Below are 1,260 nucleotides of genomic sequence, written 5' to 3' on the forward strand. Positions count from 1 at the left end.
ACTTCGCTGAGCGTTTCGGCGCGGCGGATCAGTTCGATGGACAGCTCACCGGATTTCGTGCTGACGCCATAGACGGCGATGCGCGGCAGGCTGTTATAGTCGAAATGGTTGCTGAAGTAATACGCGCCGGTGTCATAGATCGCCACATAGTCATTGGGATCAAGTCGCGGCAGTAGCACATCCTTGGCCACCAGATCCGCAGCGAAACAGCAGGGCCCGGCCACGTCGGTCTGCACCTTGTCTTCGGTTTTCGGCACCCCGTCCGGAGTGAACCCTTCCACCCGGATCGGCCACGCAGCAGGCAAAAACGCCGTGCGCGTCATGATCTGCGCTCCCGCATGGGTGGTCGCGATATGCCGCCCTCCGGCGTTCTTGGTGTATTCCACACGGGTCGCCATGAACCCGTTCTTGGCGGCAATCGCACGGCCAAATTCGGTTTTCACGCTGTATTTCCCGGTGAACAGCAGCGGGACCTTGTCGCGCAAAAGCGCGGCATATTCGGCAAAGGTCGGCTTGACCTCGGGCGAGGCGAAGTTGACCGGCAAACCGCCCCCGATATCCAACCGGGTGATCTGCTGCTCGCCTTTGCGGGCGTTGATCTCTTCGGCGACGGCCACCAGTTCTCCGATACCCTGCGCCATCAGTTCCAGCGGGCAGCCCTGTGATCCGGCATGGGTGTGGATCGAGGTCAGCCACGGGTATTTCAGATAATACCCGATCAGCTTCTCACGATTGCCCGTATCCCCGATGGGATAGCCGAATTTCGACGTGTTGGTCGCCGTACTGGTCGATGAGATTGCGCCCGAGCCGATCTGCGGGTTGATGCGGAAACCGATGATAGCCTCGGAATTGGGATAGTCCTCGATCAGCGCAGCGACGCGTTCCAATTCCTGTTCGTTGTCCAGATTGAACGCGATGGAATGTTTCAGGCACTGGCGCAGATCGTCCATCGTTTTCGCCGGGGAATCGAAGATGATCTTCGAGATATCGAATCCTGCCGACTGCGCCATGGTCAGTTCTCCGGGGCTGGCAACCTCGGCTCCGATGCCGCAATGCGATATCTTCATCAGCACGTGGCGCAGCGAATTCGCCTTGACCGCAAAGGTGTGCTGGAAATTGTCGGGAAAGGCGGCGATCAGATCGTTGATGGATTTGGCCAGACCATCCAGGTCCATGAAGCCCAACACGGTGGTTTCGCTGTCCAGAAGCCGGTCCTCAATGGCGCGTTGCAGAATTTGGTGCTCTCGGTTCATGGGGCGG

The 1,260-nt window shown here is 58.9% G+C and carries 1 protein-coding gene; it reads right to left on the reverse strand.

Annotated features, from left to right (window positions below; translation table 11 throughout):
• A partial coding sequence (locus ACR1XV_RS21410) for a type III PLP-dependent enzyme domain-containing protein (protein ID WP_480535056.1) occupies positions 1-1,260 on the reverse strand: 1,260 nt, incomplete at both ends.

This window comes from Ruegeria sp. AD2(2025) (assembly GCF_056542385.1).